The organism is Thiorhodovibrio litoralis (assembly GCF_033954455.1).
In the GTDB taxonomy this organism is placed as follows: Bacteria; Pseudomonadota; Gammaproteobacteria; order Chromatiales; family Chromatiaceae; genus Thiorhodovibrio; species Thiorhodovibrio litoralis.
In genome coordinates this window covers 2,308,520-2,324,815 of the sequence record NZ_CP121473.1, presented here as the reverse complement: position 1 = coordinate 2,324,815, position 16,296 = coordinate 2,308,520, and the positions used below count along the sequence as shown (strand labels likewise).

The 16,296-nt window shown below is 61.1% G+C and carries 16 protein-coding genes; 9 read left to right on the top strand and 7 right to left on the bottom strand.

All coding sequences use genetic code 11. The annotated features are described in order from the left end of the window. Nucleotides 1-53: 53 nt before the first annotated feature. From Thiosp_RS10370 to Thiosp_RS10355, 4 genes are all read left to right on the top strand, one after another. Nucleotides 54-1,511 carry a DDE-type integrase/transposase/recombinase gene (locus tag Thiosp_RS10370; RefSeq protein ID WP_323696457.1) on the top strand — a complete coding sequence of 486 codons (1,458 nt, stop codon included), beginning with the start codon at nt 54-56 and terminating at the stop codon, nt 1,509-1,511. Next, nucleotides 1,508-2,359, top strand: a complete 852-nt coding sequence (locus Thiosp_RS10365) for an ExeA family protein (RefSeq protein WP_323696456.1) — start codon at nt 1,508-1,510, stop codon at nt 2,357-2,359. Before Thiosp_RS10370 ends, Thiosp_RS10365 begins: the two co-directional genes overlap by 4 nt. Further along, nucleotides 2,359-3,168 (top strand): DNA-primase RepB domain-containing protein, encoded by an 810-nt coding sequence (locus Thiosp_RS10360; protein ID WP_323696455.1) that lies wholly within the window; start codon nt 2,359-2,361, stop codon nt 3,166-3,168. The genes Thiosp_RS10365 and Thiosp_RS10360 overlap by 1 nt, the downstream gene beginning before the upstream one ends. 218 nt (nt 3,169-3,386) lie before the next feature. After that, nucleotides 3,387-4,223: a hypothetical protein gene (locus tag Thiosp_RS10355; RefSeq protein WP_201066365.1), complete on the top strand. Its 837-nt coding sequence runs from the start codon at nt 3,387-3,389 to the stop codon at nt 4,221-4,223. Nucleotides 4,224-4,399: 176 nt separating this feature from the next. On the opposite strand, the gene Thiosp_RS10350 is transcribed toward Thiosp_RS10355, so the two are convergent. After that, nucleotides 4,400-4,588, bottom strand: a complete 189-nt coding sequence (locus Thiosp_RS10350; RefSeq protein ID WP_323696985.1) for a hypothetical protein — start codon at nt 4,586-4,588, stop codon at nt 4,400-4,402. 69 nt (nt 4,589-4,657) lie between these two features. Between Thiosp_RS10350 and Thiosp_RS10345 the strand changes: the two genes are divergently transcribed. Together Thiosp_RS10345 and Thiosp_RS10340 are read left to right on the top strand one after the other, a co-directional pair. Next, entirely contained in the window at nt 4,658-5,407 is a 750-nt protein-coding gene (locus Thiosp_RS10345) for an NAD(P)-dependent oxidoreductase (RefSeq protein ID WP_201066363.1), read from the top strand. Between the two features lie 45 nt (nt 5,408-5,452). After that, on the top strand, nt 5,453-6,052 hold the full coding sequence (locus tag Thiosp_RS10340; RefSeq protein ID WP_201066360.1) for a P-loop NTPase family protein: 600 nt from the start codon (nt 5,453-5,455) through the stop codon (nt 6,050-6,052). A 65-nt stretch (nt 6,053-6,117) separates the two neighbouring features. Here the strand turns inward: Thiosp_RS10340 and Thiosp_RS10335 are convergent, their stop codons facing one another. Both Thiosp_RS10335 and Thiosp_RS10330 read right to left on the bottom strand, forming a co-directional pair. Continuing rightward, a complete protein-coding gene (locus tag Thiosp_RS10335; protein ID WP_201066358.1) occupies nt 6,118-6,612 on the bottom strand; it encodes an anthrone oxygenase family protein in 495 nt (164 codons plus the stop codon). 91 nt (nt 6,613-6,703) lie between these two features. After that, nucleotides 6,704-7,558 carry an NmrA family NAD(P)-binding protein gene (locus Thiosp_RS10330; RefSeq protein WP_201066356.1) on the bottom strand — a complete coding sequence of 285 codons (855 nt, stop codon included), beginning with the start codon at nt 7,556-7,558 and terminating at the stop codon, nt 6,704-6,706. Between the two features lie 172 nt (nt 7,559-7,730). Between Thiosp_RS10330 and Thiosp_RS10325 the strand changes: the two genes are divergently transcribed. After that, the gene (locus Thiosp_RS10325; protein ID WP_201066354.1) at nt 7,731-8,750 is read left to right on the top strand and encodes an AraC family transcriptional regulator; all 1,020 of its coding nucleotides are present in this window, start codon (nt 7,731-7,733) and stop codon (nt 8,748-8,750) included. A 616-nt stretch (nt 8,751-9,366) separates the two neighbouring features. On the opposite strand, the gene Thiosp_RS10320 is transcribed toward Thiosp_RS10325, so the two are convergent. Beyond that, the gene (locus Thiosp_RS10320) at nt 9,367-9,852 is read right to left on the bottom strand and encodes a P-loop NTPase family protein (protein WP_201066352.1); all 486 of its coding nucleotides are present in this window, start codon (nt 9,850-9,852) and stop codon (nt 9,367-9,369) included. A 71-nt stretch (nt 9,853-9,923) separates the two neighbouring features. Here Thiosp_RS10320 and Thiosp_RS10315 point away from each other — a divergent pair, with 71 nt between their 5' ends. Further along, nucleotides 9,924-10,157: a hypothetical protein gene (locus Thiosp_RS10315; RefSeq protein WP_201066351.1), complete on the top strand. Its 234-nt coding sequence runs from the start codon at nt 9,924-9,926 to the stop codon at nt 10,155-10,157. 29 nt (nt 10,158-10,186) lie between these two features. Here the strand turns inward: Thiosp_RS10315 and Thiosp_RS10310 are convergent, their stop codons facing one another. The 3 genes from Thiosp_RS10310 to Thiosp_RS10300 all read right to left on the bottom strand — a co-directional run bounded on the left by Thiosp_RS10310 (nt 10,187) and on the right by Thiosp_RS10300 (nt 14,176). After that, nucleotides 10,187-11,383, bottom strand: coding sequence for an RtcB family protein (locus Thiosp_RS10310; protein ID WP_201066349.1), 1,197 nt, complete (start codon nt 11,381-11,383; stop codon nt 10,187-10,189). Nucleotides 11,384-11,930: 547 nt separating this feature from the next. Further along, the gene (locus Thiosp_RS10305) at nt 11,931-13,436 is read right to left on the bottom strand and encodes a bifunctional metallophosphatase/5'-nucleotidase (protein ID WP_201066346.1); all 1,506 of its coding nucleotides are present in this window, start codon (nt 13,434-13,436) and stop codon (nt 11,931-11,933) included. Further along, nucleotides 13,433-14,176, bottom strand: a complete 744-nt coding sequence (locus tag Thiosp_RS10300) for a DUF3593 domain-containing protein (protein ID WP_323697030.1) — start codon at nt 14,174-14,176, stop codon at nt 13,433-13,435. Before Thiosp_RS10300 ends, Thiosp_RS10305 begins: the two co-directional genes overlap by 4 nt. A 120-nt stretch (nt 14,177-14,296) precedes the next feature. Here Thiosp_RS10300 and Thiosp_RS10295 point away from each other — a divergent pair, with 120 nt between their 5' ends. Further along, the gene (locus tag Thiosp_RS10295; protein WP_201065147.1) at nt 14,297-15,850 is read left to right on the top strand and encodes a peptide MFS transporter; all 1,554 of its coding nucleotides are present in this window, start codon (nt 14,297-14,299) and stop codon (nt 15,848-15,850) included. Nucleotides 15,851-16,296 lie beyond the last annotated feature (446 nt).

The window sequence follows — 16,296 nt, the reverse complement described above, 5'->3', positions numbered from 1 at the left end:
CGGCGCCTTCTAGACTCCCGGTGATGTGTGAAACAACTGGGAGGTGAAGACGAATGTCCGATGACAACGGCCTCGGTGATCCCGATGGTTGGGCGCGGTTGCGCTTTGCCATTATTGGTCCTTTATTGGCTGATCCTGCGCCGGCGAACGCGCTGGGCGCGCGGCTGAAGGCGCTGGCGGCCAAGTCATGGCGTCATCCGGTGACTGGGCGGGCGGTCAGTTTTAGCTTTGGGACCTTGGAGCGCTGGTATTACCTCGCACGCGATGCCCAAGACCCGGTGACCGCACTGCGCCCGCGCCGGCGCAGCGATGCCGGGGAGCAGCGCGCGCTGAGCCCGCGCCTGATGGAGGCCGTACAGGCGCAATACCGCGACTACCCCGGTTGGACGGTGCAGCTGCATTACGACAACCTCGCCGCCTTGTGCGCGGGCGATGAAACCCTGGGGCCGCTGCCCTCCTATGCCACCGTGCGCCGCTTCATGAAGCGCGCGGGCCTGCACCGCCGGCGTGTCCCGGCGCGCAAGACACCCGGGGCCGAGCAGGCCGCGCGGCGCCTGGAGGCCTGCGAGGTGCGCAGCTATGAAGCCCAGTATGTCCATGCCTTGTGGCATCTGGACTTTCATCATGGCTCGCGCAACGTCCTCACCCGGGGTGGCGTCTGGGTCAAGCCCCTGCTGCTGGCGGTCATCGACGATCACTCGCGCCTGATCTGCCATCTGCAGTGGTACCTCGATGAGACCACCGAGACCTTGGTGCATGGTCTGGGACAGGCGTTGCACAAGCGCGGGCTGCCGCGCGCCCTGATGAGCGATAACGGCGCGGCAATGCAGGCCGAGGAATTCACCGCCGGATTGCATGCGCTGGGCATCCTCCACGAGCCGACCCTGCCGTACAGCCCGTATCAGAACGCCAAGCAGGAGCGCTTCTGGGCCACGCTGGAAGGCCGCCTGATGGCGATGCTTAAGGGGCTGGAGGAGCTGAGCCTGCAGCGGCTCAACACCCTCACTCAGGCGTGGGTGGAGCAGGAGTACCACCGCAAGGTCCACAGTGAGACCGCCGCCACGCCGCTTGCGCGTCTTCTCGATGCGCCCAACGTGGGGCGCCCCTGTCCGGACAGCGAGCAGGTCCGCGCCGCTTTTCGTTGTCGCGTCCAACGCCGTCAGCGCCGCAGCGATGGGACGCTCAGCCTGGCGGGCAAGCGCTTCGAGGTGCCGGCGCGCTTGCGTCACCTTGAGCAACTGCATATCGCTTATGCCCGCTGGGATCTGAGTGCTGTGGACGTGGTTGATCCCCACTCGGGCGCCATCCTCTGCCGCCTCTATCCCCTCGATAAAGCCGCCAATGCCTCCGGGCAGCGTCGGCGCCTTGAGCCCGCCGGCGCACCGCCACCGCCATCACAACGCGCCACGACGCTGCCACCGTTGCTGCGCGACTTGCTCGCCGAGTATGCCGCCACCGGTCTGCCGCCGGCCTATCTGCCAAAACACGATGACCTGGAATCCAGTCGATGAACAAGACCCTGCTGGCCCTCTATGGACTGAAGTTCAATCCGTTCTCCCCGGAGCTGCCGACGGCGGCACTGCATCGCAGCGCGCCGGTGGAGCAGTTTTGCTGGCGCATCGAGCAGAGCCTGATCCGCGAAGGCGGTTTTGCGCTCATTCAAGGTGATCCGGGTACCGGCAAGAGTGCGGTACTGCGCCTGCTCGATGAGCGTCTGCGCCAGCTGCCCGATATCAGCGTTGGGGCGCTCACGCATCCCAGCTCGAAGGTGGCGGACTTCTACCGCGAGATGGGCGATCTGTTCGCCGTTGACCTCAAGCCCCATAACCGCTGGGGTGGCTTCAAGATCCTGCGCGAGCGCTGGCTGGCGCATCTGGAGACGACGCTGTTGCGCCCGGTGTTGCTCATCGACGAGGCGCAGGAGATGCATCCGACGGTGCTCAATGAGCTGCGTCTGCTGACCTCCATGCAGTTCGATTCGCGCACGTTGTTGAGCGTGATCCTGGCCGGCGATGGCCGCCTGGCGACCAAGCTGCGCCGTGAGGAGTTGCTGCCGCTGGGCAGTCGTATCCGTACGCGCCTGAGTATGGAGTATGCCAGTCGCGAGGCGCTGGTCGCCTGCCTGGAGCATTTACAACACAGTGCCGGCAATGCGAGTCTGATGAGCGCAGGGCTGATGAAGACGCTCGCTGAGCATGCGTTGGGCAATTATCGCGTGCTCACGACCATGGCGGCAGAATTGCTGGCGCAGGCTGCTCGGCTCGAACGCGCGCAGCTCGATGAACAACTCTACCTTGAGGTGTTTGGTTCAGCGGCGGGCAACGCCCGCCAACGCCCGAGTGCCAGGGCGGGCGCCTGATGAGCCGCTTGAGCGCTGAGCGCCCGCACCAGGCCATGACAGCGGCAAGACACACCGCCGTGATGCTTGAGGCATGGCACGACGCTGGCATCGTGCGTGCCGATTTGGCGGTGCGCACCGCCAAGGCGACGATGCTGTGGTTCCATGATCGCTCTTTGGATCAGCTTCCGTTGGGGCTGGCCAGAGCGCGCAATGTCCAACAGGCCGATATTTATATCCGTCCAGCCCGCGGCTATCCCTGGCCAATGGTGTTTCTCGATGATGTCGCACGGCCGATGGCGCAGCGCATCGCTCGGCACTATGCGGCCCTGGTGGTGCAGACTTCGACGCTCGGGGGCTGCCACCTGTGGCTACGGCTGACCCGCGCGCTCGATGAGGCGCAGCGCTGTGATGTGCAGCGTTGGCTGATCCCGCGCGTTGGCGCCGATCCGGGCTCGGTCTCCGGTGAGCACCTCGGTCGGCTCGCCGGGATGAAGAATGCCAAGCGTGGCGGGGAGTGGGTCAATGTCCTTCGGCGACCAAGCCCGCAGGAGCGCGTCTGGGATCCAACTCCGGCCTTGCCAACGATGGCTCCGGCTCCGCCGCCGGTCGTCAACTGCGCTCCACGGGCGCGCTTATCCACCGGTGATCCGTCCGAATCTGCCCGCGAATGGGGCTGGGTCTGCGGCGCTCTTGAGGCCGGCCTTGCACCGACCACGGTCTACCAACGCTTGCTCGAGCGCGCGTCCCCGCGTCGCGGAGCCGATGCCGAGCGCTATGCCCGCTACACCCTCGCTCGCGCCATTCGCCAGAGCGCTAGAGGCAACTGAACCCGCTGCGTCTCTCCCCCCTCAGGGGGGAAGCGTGGTTCACGATTCCGGCTTCCCGCTGTCGGCCAGTAACGGCCCCCGTGATCCCACACGCATTCCATGTCCTTCAAATGGCTTGGAAATGGGTCCCGCAATTATCGTGATTACGCTCAGCACACCGCAACGAATCACGGAGAAATGCCATGCAACCAAGACAATACTCACCTCTTGGCGCCTTGATGGCCGCCGCCATGCTGATCGTGACCAGCATGACTGACGCGACTGCAGAGACGACACCGCCCACCATTGATGACGAAAACGCAATCACCCTTTACTACAGCGATGGCACACCACCCGCGCGAGGTCTGCAAGCCGTCAACCGCATCCTGATGACGGTGGGCGTCCGCGTCAGCCAGGTGACGATTCCGTCGCAGGCCAAGCCCATCTTGCAAGCATCCGTGCACCGGGCCGTGACCTCGGCCGAGACGCAAGCGCTGATTCGCCACTTCCATCTGGGCAGACGCGAACTGGTCGAGGAAATCCGTAAAGCCGGAAGGCAACCGGCGATGCATCGGGGCGGCTCTCTGCAGACCTCGGAGCGAAATGTGCCGCCATATCCCAAGGTTTACGACATGCAGGCCCTGGATCACGACACCACGGCCTTCCTGCAGCGGAAGTTCGGCACGCTGCATGTCAACAGCTCCGAGGCAGGCGTCGGCATCGATGAGGTCATGACCATCGTGTCCGGTGGTCCCTATACCTGGTTTTTCGTCTTCGAGAACAACGTTGTGGGCAAGCTTCGCTTCGGCAAGGTCCACGCAAACGGCGAAGCCTGGCGAATCAGTTATCCCGGTCTGGTCCCACATGGCGGCTATTTTGACGCACCGCACGGCCTTGTCGTGGCCCATGCCCATGGTCCGAAACACTTCATCATGCGCTACGAGGATGAGAGCGTCCAAGGCGACGAAACGCTTGGCGACAATCCCTGGATCGACTTTACGCAGGAGCCTCCCGTTTTGCTGGAACAGCCGAAAGCCGAGGGCGCCGTGTCCACCACGCAAAGCCCGCGGCAGTAAGTCGATTCGCTGCAAGCAGGGGTTGAATAAGCGCTCTGATTGGGACGCGGCGCTGCTGTGTCCCAACCCCAATCCATGACCGAAACCCCAGTTTGTCCATCATGCTAAGGAAACCATCATGAAGAGGACTGATTTTGCGCTGGCACCAATGAGCACAACCTTTCGAATCAGCCCTGTCACTGTTCAGGCCAGTCGCAAAAACCATCGATATCTCCGGCTAGGTCGGCACAGGTGATCACGGTCGTGACGACTTCGAATTTCAAGTCGATGGCGCCTTCGAAAATCGACAAGCCGTCGTGGATGCCGCAAACACGCAAGTATCGGAAGCCGTCAAAAAAACTGTGTTGGTCAAGGGGAGCAACCAACAATCATCACCATCGTCCGCCGGTGACTGAACGTACCAAGCTGTCGACTAAGCTTTTAAGGCAATTACCATGACTGAAAAGACGTCTCCAATTCTGGTTCTCGGCGCAAGCGGGGCAACTGGGCGCCTACTAGTCAACAATCTATTGGAACACGAGCAGTTCGTTCGCGTCATCGTGCGCAGCAGTAAGAAAATGCCCGATGAACTCCTAGCGAATGGCAGACTGACAGTTATTCGCGGCAACCTTCTCGACCTCAGTGACACCGAACTCACCGAGGTCGTTGCCGGTTGCCGGTGCATCGCATCCTGTCTTGGCCACAATTTGACTTTGAGAGGTATCTTTGGTCCCCCACATCGTCTGGTGACCGAGGCGGTGCGCCGAGTGTGTCAGGTTGCTCGGGCGAATCCCCAGAAAACGCCCATTCGGTTGATTTTGATGAACACAGTGGCTAACCGCAACAGGGATCTCCCAGAGCCCGTTTCGATGAAAGATAGAATCGTCATCAGTCTGTTGCGCCGATTTGTGCCCCCGCATGCGGATAATGAAAAGGCAGCTGAGTTTTTACGGGTTAAGATTGGCCAGTCCGATGAAGTGATTGAATGGGTCGCGGTCCGCCCTGACACGCTGATCGACGAAAGCACGGTGAGTCACTATTCGTTGCATCCTTCACCAACACGCGGTGCCATTTTTGATCCGGGGTCGACCAGTCGGATCAACGTGGCCCATTTCATGGCCAGCCTGATAATGGATGACGAAGCTTGGGGCAAGTGGCGAGGGCGAATGCCGGTCATCTATAACCTGATTCCGCAAGAATCATGACGTTCGCAGCGCCGTGAAGTCTTAACTAGATCCATAGAAAGCAACATGAAAAAAGTAGCAATATTTGGTAATGCGGGAGGCGGCAAGTCTACACTGGCGAAGCAATTGGCCGACGCCACTAGCCTGCCTTTGTACTCTGTAGATAAAATACGTTATCAGGCGGGAGGCGAAGAGATCCCCCATGCTGCATATCTCAACATACATTCTGACATCTTAAAACAAGACGAATGGATCATTGATGGATTTGGTTGCGCCCCATCGGCATGGGAACGCTTTTCTGCTGCAGATACCCTCGTTTACATTGATCTTCCGTTAACAACGCACGTCATGTGGGTGACAAAGCGTTTGCTAAAAGGTTTATTTGTAAACCCAGAAGGCTGGCCAGACAACAGCCCAATATTACAAGGGACACTGAATAGTTACAGTATTCTTTGGCTGTGCCATAGAAAGCTGACTCCCGCATATCGAAAACTCGCGTCCGACTCCACGAAATCAAAGAGAGTTCATCACTTGATGTCGCCACGCGCCATCAGAGCTTTTCTCGATGGCGTCCGGCTGGAACAGTTTGGCCTTGATCAAGAGATGGGTCAAAACCCTGCGTCTCAGTCAGATAAGGGGAGCACCAGCAGAACAATAGTGACCTAGCCTGGCGTTCCTGCGCCCGGCTCGGCCGGGTACCCAAGCGTCCCATGAGAACCGGGCAAGTCAGGTTAAAGCCACAGCAAGACGAACAGCAATGCCACACTGATCAGAGATGCGATGACGGTTCTGACCGCGTTCCATCTGACCCAGCGGGCTTCGAAGTCGCGCCGGGCTGATGCCAGTGCATCGTCATCCATCGCGTCGACATCCAGCGTTTGAAGCGCGTTGTTCAGCGGCACATTGATCCTGAACGTGAGTATCTGGACGCCAACAACGTAGATGAGCGCGCTGGCGACAAGGAAAACCCGTTCGATGCCTTCAAGTTGCAGGGTTCCCATCACCGCCGAAACCAGCAGAGCCACAGTAGAGCCTATCCAGACCAGGCCGAAGACGGGCTGACCGGCCTGGATGACGCTGTCGATCACCTGAAACCCTCGGATAAATGCTTTATCTTCCAGCTTTCCGAGCCCGGGCATCACCACTGTCGCGAAGGCAAAGGCAAAACCGGCCGTTAAAGCACAGAACAGGGTCGCCAGGATCAAGGCAAGTTCCAGTACACTCATGATGCACGCTCCGATCTGATGAGTTTTGAGGTTTGGAAAACGTTCGGGCTTTGCGCGGTTGCAACACCTGCCCCTGTATCGCGCCCCGGTCTCACGCCGCGGCCTTCCAGGTCTCGGTTGCGGCGATCTCTCTGGCGTAGTCAGAAAAGTCCTTCGGCTCCCGACCGAGAGCACGCTGCACACCGTCTGTCAGGTAGGCATTGCGCCCGTCCAGCACGGTCGCGAACAAATAGTCGAGCATCCACAGTACATCCCGGGGCACACCAGAATCGCCAACGCCTTGCACAAAGGCGTCGTGCGTTACCGGCCTGTAATGGATCGTGCGGCCGGTCGCCTGCGACAGTTCTTCCGCGACATCGGCCAGGGTCAGCAGCCGTGGCCCTGTCACTTCATAGAGCTCGCCAGCGTGACCTGGCTGGGTCAATGCAACAACCGCGACTTCTGCGATGTCATCAACATCAACAAAGGGCTCTGGCGTTGATACGTCGGGCAGGGTGATCTGCCCGGCCCGCACCATGTCGCCAAATGCCCCTTCCGAGAAGTTCTGGTTGAACCAGCTCGCGCGAACGATGGTCCAGTCGATTCCGCTGTGCCGGATAATTGCCTCGCAGGCCTGGGCTTCCGCTTCGCCACGACCCGATAGCAGCACCAGGTGCTTCACATCAGCGGATCGTGCCCGGCTGACCAGTTCGCTGATCGCGTCGGTCGCGCCAGGCATTGCCAGATCGGGTGCATAGTTGATGTAGATCTTGGTGACGCCCTCGAGACAGTCATCCCAGCTCGCGGCGTTGTTCCAGTCAAAGGCGGGCGAAGCCGAGCGCGAGCCCAGCCGCACCGGGACACCTAGGTTCTTCAGTGAAGAGACGATACGGCGACCTGTTTTGCCGGTGGCGCCCAGGACCAGGACGAGATCATTGCTGTTGGTGATCTTGGTTTTCAGGTTCATGTCATTACTCCCAGAGGTTGGTGAACGTGAGAGCACATGATCTTGAACCAGAGGATTTGGTTCTTTGCCGGTACTGCCAAAATTTTGGCCAGGTGCGCCAAGTCGGATTTTGCGCCATCTGTTCTGAAGCGTCGGACACGAATCTCTTGTCTCTCTTCGTCGGGGTTTTCGAATGAGCCAGCTCACCTCTCTCTATGTCTACAAGGTCGTCGGCCAGGCGAGCCCCGGTGTTGACACCGCGGACCTTGTCAAACAGTTTGGCCTTGACCCTGAGGGACCGATCGATCCGACCCGCATGGTGTCGTCGGCTGAGTACTACGATTTCTTTGCCGCACTGGCCCACCGGGATCCAAATGGTCTCGCGCTCCCCCTCCGCATCGGTGCGGCCATGCGCAGCGACGATTACGGCGCCTTTGGTCTCGCCTGGAAATCCGCGCCAAATCTGCGTGGCTCCTTCGTGAGAGCAGAACGGTATGGCCATGTTCTTGGGGCTGCAGAGACCTACTCGCTTGAGAGCACCTGCGACGGTCTGTTCTTTAACCTTGATAAGGCTGGCGATGGCCGGCTAGGCATGCTGCTGTCGAACGAAGCGAGCCTGTCGGCCGTCGACACGATTAGCAGAGAAGTGAGCTCAAGGGCCTTCGTGCCTCTGGCGGTCCATTTCAAGCACGTACCGAGAGGAGATATCTCGGTTTATGAAGCACATTTTGGGTGCCCTGTTTACTTTGAATCCAGGCGCGATGCCCTCTTAGTCAGTAAAGAGAGTCTTGATGCGCCAAATCGACTCGGTGACGAGACGATCGTGGGGTTCTTTGATCGCCATCTCGAGCAGCAACTGGCGTCGCTAACCCAAGAGAGTCACCTCGAACTTCGGGTACGGCGCGCCGTTGCGAATCTACTCAGTGAGGGTGTGCCCACAGTGTCTTCCATCGCCTCGGAACTCGCGATGAGTGCGCGAACGCTGCAGAGACGGCTTTCTGAGCAGGGCCATTCGTTTCAGGGTGTGGTCGACATGGCTCGCAAGGATCTTGCCCAACGGTTGCTCGCGGAAACCGACTATAGTCTTGCCGAAGTCGCCTTCCTGACGGGTTTCGCCGACCAAAGCGGTTTCACCAGGGCGTTCAAGCGCTGGGCAGGCCAGACGCCGCGCTCCTATCGATTCGGCGCGCGCACGACTCCCGCAGGGACCTGAATTATTTGGAGAAACCGACGTTACTATGCGGTCTCTTCATAGCAACCAGGATAGGCGCCTGGCCGCAACCGGGTGACCCATGATTCTGATCGCAAAGAGCAGTCTCGAACAGACGCGTGTGAGGCTATCTCGGCATCATCGTCGGCCGACTGTTATTGCCGCTCTATCGTCATGATCAGCAACCAAGCTGGCAGGCCACCACTCGCGATGGGTTTGACCTGAACGGATGTTGATGCGGGAGTCTCCGACGCTGAAGTGTTCAGCATCAGGGCACGGATAACACTCATCATTGCTCCACGCCGGGACGCTGAATCCGCCTCGCCACAGTTCAGTTCGGATTCTTTGTTGCGTTATGGCCGGTTTGGGTCGCAACTGACCTACCACCTAGTAGAAAGGCCCCTCGGAGATAACGCGAGCAGGCTGCTTTAGGGCCAAAGATCAATCCTCCAATCGGGTCTTCAACCCTTCGCTCAAGCGCAAAACGGTGATGCTATTTTCGCAGACCGTTCCCCTCGCCTGTTCAACTGCGTGGTCAGGCTGTCAGTTGGTATTTTGGGATGCTCGGTCTGGGGTCACGCAGTGGTGTGTCGCTCGAATGCGCTCAAGCACGCGGCACTTAAACACCGACGTAGTCGGCAGGATTCTGGAACTCGCGCTTCTTGCCGCGAAAGCTGTTGTACAGCTGCCGATGCCGCGCGAGTCCATACTCATCCTCCCGGGTCTCATAGGCGCGAACCCAGTCGATCAAGTTGTCCAGGTTCGCGTTCTGCGCCTCTGGAGAGGGAAATTTCTCTGGTTCCCACGGGCGTGCGCGACAATGCGCGACACAGACCTCGATGTCGGGGTTGAGGAAGATCAGTTCCTCGCATTCTGCCAGGATCGGCTCGAGAATATCGGAGTAGCAGCCTTCGATGATCCAGCTCTCATGCGTGGCGATAAACTGCCGCACGGCGGCGATGCTGTCCGCAAGCGGACGCCGTGTCGGGCCATCCGCGAAGGCGACGGTATCGAGCGACAGACAAGCGGCCGGCTCGCGGGCGCGCAACCTCCTAGAGAAGGTGCTCTTGCCGGAACCGGCATTACCCAGAAGAATGATTTTCACGTTTATCCTCAACAGCTAAGGTCCGCGAGACAGCGGCGCTGATGGCGTCTCGTCGACATCGGGAAGCAATCATGGCGGTTATCCTCTGGCTTGTCATCGCCGCCTGGTCCTTTCACTGCATGGATCTGTTTTCCAGTGATTGGCTCAGGGGCGCCCTCTGTCCAATTCTGTTCGGAATAGCCATCCTTGTGCTGCTGGTCAAGCTCGTCTCCCGCTTGGGGCCGGGAGCTGGCGACGGATTCGGCGGCGATGGTGGGGATTGGTTCGACGGCGGTGGTGACGGGGGCGATGGCGGCGGCGATTGACCCCCATCCACCTCACCGCCTTGCTTGGCTCATCCCTTCACGCACACCAGCTGCTTCAAGGTATGCACCACCTCGACCAGGTCGCTCTGGTTGGCCATCACCTGGTCGATGTCCTTGTAGGCGCCAGGGATTTCATCGAGCACCCCTTTGTCCTTGCGACACATCACACCCTGGGTCTGCGCGACCAGGTCGGCTGGCTTGAACTGCTTTTCGGCAGCGGTCCGGCTCATCCGCCGCCCCGCGCCGTGGGCGCAGGAGCAGAAGCTCTCGGGGTTGCCCTTGCCGCGCACGATGTAACTTTTCGCGCCCATGCTGCCGGGGATGATGCCAAGATCACCTTCGCGGGCGCGGATGGCGCCCTTGCGGGTGACCCAGACATTGGCGCCGAAGTGGTTCTCGCGATCCACATAGTTGTGGTGGCAGTTGACCACTTCCTCGGTGACGCTGAACTCCGGCAGATGCCGCGCAAGTGCAGCTAAAACCAGGCGCATCATCTGATCGCGATTCTCCCGCGCATAGGATTGCGCCCAGGACACGGCCTCGACATAGTCATCGAAATGTTCGGTGCCCTCGGGCAGATAGGCCAGGTCCCGGTCCGGCAGCTGAATCATCCAGCGCTCCATGTCGCGGCGGGCCAGCTCGATGAAGTAATGGCCGATGGCGTTGCCAATCCCGCGACTGCCAGAATGCAGCATCACCCAGACGCGGTTGGACTCGTCCAGACAGACCTCGATGAAGTGATTGCCCCCACCCAGGGTGCCGATCTGGTTGACCCAGTTGGAGAAGCGCCCGAACGCCTTGAGCAATTGCGGGTGTTTGTCGGTCATCGCCTTGAGCGGCGCGGCGAAGGGCGCGGCGGCGTCGGTCAGCGCGCGGTCGTCCTTGTGCTGCGCGCGCCCGACCGGGACATCGCGGCTGATCTGGTCGAAGAGCTTTTTCAGCGCCTTCTCGTCGATCTGCTCGGCGGTCAGCGAGGTGCGCGCGGCGGCCATGCCGCAGCCGATATCGACACCGACAGCGGCCGGGATAATGGCCTTGTCGGTCGCGATGACGCTGCCGATGGTAGCGCCAATGCCCAGATGCACGTCAGGCATGGCGGCGACATGCTTGTGGATGAACGGCAGGGTCGAGATATTGACGAGCTGTGCTTGTGAGCGCGCATCGATATCGTCGGTCCAGACCTTGACGGGCTTGGCGCCCTCAGTGAAGACCTTCCGAATGGGCATGTTGTCCTCCTCGCCGCCTGTGAGCGGCCTGGTTGATCCGGCGCATCTTGGAACAAGATGGACGCCGAGATGATCGAACCGCCATTGACCATGAATGGGCCAAGGCAGCCAAACCACGGCGGGGATGGCGTTGCGAACAGGTGGTTTCGGGAGGGAAGCCTGGACACTCCGGTGTTGCTCAACCCCGCCAGATCGACTGACGGGGTGACCGGTCAGGCGATCAGCACGTGCGCGCTGGTGTTTTGCCGCAGGGTCGGCGGTTGAGGTGACAGCGGCGCGGTGATGTATGGCGTTGATGGGCGGGGAACGCGCCTGCACAATCACGCGCGCGCAGAACCACCGGGCCGCCTGATTGGGAATCGGCAGCGGTGGATGTGATCGCGACGGTGAGCATGGTGGGACGCAAGGCGTTATCCTGACAGCGGAGCATGATGGAAACGGTTGCCTGGAGCATCCGCGAATGTGAAAGTCTAGACCCGATGCCTTCGCCTCGCAAGCGGCGAAGCATCGGGAACATTTGACGGAACTCAGGCATTCCAGGGGCGCTTCAGCGGCGCACTAATCGCCCGTCGATCCCAACATCCACCTGACCTTGCTGGCGAAAGGCATCGGTCACCAGATCCAAAATGAGAAGCCCGGTCTCCGTCGCATCCGGTAAGTCCTTGAGTTCGGCATAGCCGTCGCCACCAGCGGCCAGGAAATCCGGCATCACCAGCCGGTAGTCGGCGTCTCTGTCCAGCGGCTTGCCGCCGATCTGGATGTCTTGGGCAATGCCGTCCGCGATCACCAGGCGCACGCCGGAGACCTGGAGAAAGCCGCCGGGGTCATCCCGCGGGTCGAGGGCGGCGGAACGGTTCAGCACCTGCTGGAGCCTGGCTCCGCTGATGGTGGCGGTGACCAGTTCGTTCCCGAATGGAAAGGCCTGGTGGAGATCGCGCAGCCGCACCTCTCCGGCCGGCAAGCTGGCGCGGAAGGTGCCGGCGTTGAACAAGGCCACATCGGCCCCGGTCTGGGCGCGGGCCAGATCGCCCACCCAGTCGCCGAAGTTGCTTTCGCTGCGGCGGATGACCGCGCGGCTGGCGTCGAGCCGGCGCGCGTTGTGGCCAACGACCACCTCGATCTCTTCGGCGAGACGCGCGTTCAGCTCGGCAACCCGCGCGGCGACGGATGCGTCCTCGGGGGCGCGGTCGTCGACCGGGATGGCTTGGTAGCCCTGGATGTCGATCTGTCCGTCTTGAACCACCAGATCGAGACGCCCCAGATATTGTCCGCGCGCGCCGGCTTGGAGGATCGCGACGCCTTGTTCGATTTCCGGCTGTTTGAGCAGGCGATGATTATGCCCGCCAACGATCAGATCGATTCCCGGAACGGTTCGGGCAAGTTGGTGGTCGGCGGCAAGCCCTAGGTGCGACAGGACCACGACGAGATCCGAGCGCGCGCGCAGCCACGGCACCCAGCCGGCGGCGATCTCTTCGGCGGATCGCATGGCAATTCCGCTGGTGTTGCGTGGATGGGTGGTGGTGGTCAGTTCCTCGGTGACCAGGCCGAGGATGCCGATACGCGGGCCATTCGGCGGATGCAGGATCAGGGTCGCCGGCGTTGGAAAGGGAATCGGCGTGACCTCAAGGTTGGCGGCCAGGATGGGAAAGCCGGCGGTGGCGAGAATCTGGCGGAAGACGGCTTGGCCGTAATCCAGCTCATGATTGCCCATCACAGCGGCATCCACGCCGATCTCGGTCAGAATCTGGATATCCGGGAGGCCAAGAAAAACCGTCGAGGTGACGGTGCCCTGAAGGAGATCACCACCGAAGAGCAGCACCACCGGCCGGGTTGGATCTTCTTTGCGGATGGAGTCCACCAGCCCGGCGAGTCGGGCGATCCCGCCCAGGTGCTGACCCTTGGTCGACGAGTCCCCTTGATCTTCCACCGGATCGAGCTGACCGTGAAAGTCGTTGAAGTGCAGCAGAGTCAGCGGCAGCGCCTCGCCGGCTCGGGAGAGTGTCGGCGCGAGCAGCATCGCAACCGCCAGGACAATAATAAACGGGCGCGTCATGGGATTGTGGACTGATTCGATGGCAGGTCAATTACCGGAGCTGATGCGTCAAGCGCGGACGGTCCAGCCTTGATCGCGGACTGAGGTTTTGCCAACCGCAAACGCCGATAAGCGCCGAACGCGATCAGAAAATTACTGACGGACAGCAGGCTTTCACTCGCGCCATGGAGCGCATCGGCATGGGCGAGGCTCGGCAGGCCAAGTTGAACGGTCGCCACCCACGTGGCGACAATCGCCCCGGCGACGAAAACCAGCAGAAACCAGAATCCCGCGATGCTCCAAGACGAGAACAGACTGGGACTTTGGTGATGCACCACCAAGAGCAACACCAGAAAGCCGAGATACGCCAGATTCGCACCGGGGAGCAAAGCGGACAGGCCATCCGCGACCCACAGCCGGCTCAAACCCCAGGCCAGCCCCAACGCCAGCAGCGCGCCCGCGAACCAAAGGGGGGAGACGCGCTGGGTGCGCAGCATCAGCAGGGTCGCGCAAAGGAGCGAGAGGCTGCCCAGGAAGGTCATGAGTCGCGATCCTTCCAGCAGCCACTGGACGCGGTCACCGCTGGCATGGAAACTCAGCACCAAGAGACCCGCCACCAGGTGCGGCAGCATGGCATGGGCGAAGACCTTCAGCCGCGGAAAACCCGCCACGACGGCATACCGACGCAGAAGCAAAATGGCCGCCAGCCATTCGCTGACCGTTAGCAGATGAATGATGGCTGTTGGCAGTGACAGCAGCATGATTGCGCATTATGGTCGCGGATCAGACCCGCCAGTCTAGCACCTGCATAGCACGCCGGATGGATCCATCAGCATACGATTGGCGGATGGCACCCTTTTGATCCGAGCACGCCTGATTCCATGACCGACCTGCAACCGCCCTCCCCCACGCCGGCCGAACGCTCCCTCGCCGCCGGCGACAACCGCCGCTTTCTCGGCCATCCGAGCGGGCTGGCGATGCTGTTCAATGTCGAGTTGTGGGAGCGCTTTTCCTACTACGGCATGCGGGCCATTCTGGCCTACTACCTCTATGCCACCATCGCCGAGGGCGGGCTTGGACTGCATGAGGCGACGGCAGCCGTGGTGGTGGCCACCTATGGCGCCTCCGTCTATTTGCTTTCGGTGGTGGGCGGCTTTCTAGCAGATCGCTTGCTCGGCGCGCGTAGCACGACGCTCTATGGCGGCATGGTCATCATGGCCGGGCATCTATGCATGGCGGTGCCGGGCATTCCGGCGTTCTCCTGGTCGGGACTCGCCTTGATCGCGCTCGGCAGCGGGCTGCTGAAGCCGAATATTTCGACCATGGTCGGTGCGCTTTATGCGCCGTCCGACCCTCGTCGCGACGGCGGCTTTCAGCTGTTTTATCTGGCCATCAACCTTGGGGCTTTACTGGCGCCTTTCGTAGTGGCCTTTCTCAAGCAGCGCTGGGGCTTCCATGCCGGCTTTGCCGCCGCGGCGGCTGGGATGGCGGTGGCATTGTCGGTCTATATCGGTTTTACCCGCACCCTGCATGGCGCGGGCGATGCGGTTCCCAATCCGCTCAGCCCGGACGCGCGCCGGCGGCTACCCTGGCAGGTGGTGGGACTGCTCGGCGGCATTGGGTTGCTCTATCTGCTGACTGGAGTGCTGCGCGGTTGGGAGGCGAGCGCCCAGCCGGCGCGGGTCAATGATGCGGTCTTTGCGCTGGCGTTGTTGGCCTCAGCGGTCTATTTCCGCGCCATGCTGAGGCATCCGCGCTCCAGCGCCAGTGACCGGCGCCATGTGCGCGCCTATCTGCCACTGTTCATTGGCGCCTGTCTGTTCTGGATGGTGTTCGAGCAAGCGGCCGGTTACATGGCCCTCTTTGCCGAGGCCAACACTGAACTGTCGGTGGGTGCTTTCCGCATCGACCCGGAGTGGTATCAGACCGTCAATCCGATCAGTATCGTCATTCTGGCACCGCTGTTTGGCTGGTTGTTCACCCGACGCGCCGGGCGGTTTCCTTCGACGCCATTTAAGTTTGCCAGCGCGGTGCTGCTGATCGGGCTTTCGGCGGCCATCATGTCCTGGCTGTTTGCGACTTACCCGGCCGATGGGCCGGTGAAGGCTGCCTTCTGGATGCTCGCCGGGGTCTTTGTGCTGCAAACGGTGGCGGAGTTGATGCTCTCACCGGTGGGACTTTCAGCCACGACAACCCTGGCCCCAGCGCATTTCGCCAGCCAGGTGATGAGTCTGTGGTTTTTGACCTCGGCGGTTGGGCAAGGACTGGCCGGGCAGATCATTCAGCTCACCCATGGGCGCTCGCCGGCGGAATCCTATCTGATCAATGCGGTGCTGACGCTGGGTATCGCGCTGGTACTCTTCGCCTTGGTTCCCTGGACCAGGCGGCAGATGCAGGATATCGAGGAGGCGCGAAGGTTGGCGGTGCGAGGCTGATAAATCAGGGGGCTGGCAGGCGTCAGTGGAGCGCTTGATCTTGCCGGACGCTTGCTCCTGACGGTTCCACACGAGCCGTATCGCCTTGATCGTGACCGAGGATCTTGCACTTAGGCGTTCTTTTCTGGTTCAGGATTGCTAGGAGAAAACCTTTCGTACATCCCCCATTGGGGGATGTACGGTCTGTCTGCATCCATTTGGCGAGTGGATACCGAGGCTGCAACAGGCCGACTGGACGGCTCAAGGATGCTCTGACGTGGGCCGGGAATCGAAGGGGTACGGTTTCGCCGTTCCCCTTCAACTCGGCGTCTCAATCCTGGGCACGGCTCATTCCGATGTCACTTGCAGGCTGACGGTGACTGGGTCGTCGATGGCTACCCAATCCCTCGGCCATGGTTCGATCAGGCCGGCGAAGGAGTCGGGAAGCCTGCCGTTCGGAGAACGGA